The following is a 395-nucleotide window of genomic DNA, read 5'->3' on the forward strand; positions in this document are numbered from 1 at the left end:
GAGCAGCACCGGCACGGAGACGGCGACCCACAGCACGATGACCCGTCGGGACCACGGCCGCAGCGCACGCACCCGGGGGTGGGTCCGCCGCCCGGGCAGCGCACCCCGGAGGACCGGGCCCACGAAGCTGAACAGCTCGGGTACGCCGACGAGATCGGAGAGCATGTAGTAGCCGTCGAGCCGGATCGAGGGCAGGAACTGCCAGGCCGTCTCGGTGTGCAGGGCGAGCAGGGCGACCAGGAGCCACGGCTGCCCGGTGGTGAGGTAGAGCGCCGCGGTCCCGGTCAGGAACAGGACGTTGAAGTAGACGCCACCGAGGTCGGTGCGCAGTCGGCCGACGCGGTCCAGGCGGTAGGCATCGGTGACCGTGCTGTACAGGGCCGGCCACACCAGGT

Annotated in this window: 1 pseudogene; it reads right to left on the reverse strand. The window is 71.4% G+C overall.

Annotated features, from left to right (window positions below):
• Window positions 1-395: pseudogene (locus tag CBF90_RS18505) on the reverse strand (hypothetical protein); the annotation flags it as partial.

The sequence above is a fragment of the Microbacterium sp. AISO3 genome (assembly GCF_002204305.1).
Lineage (GTDB): Bacteria > Actinomycetota > Actinomycetes > Actinomycetales > Microbacteriaceae > Microbacterium > Microbacterium arborescens.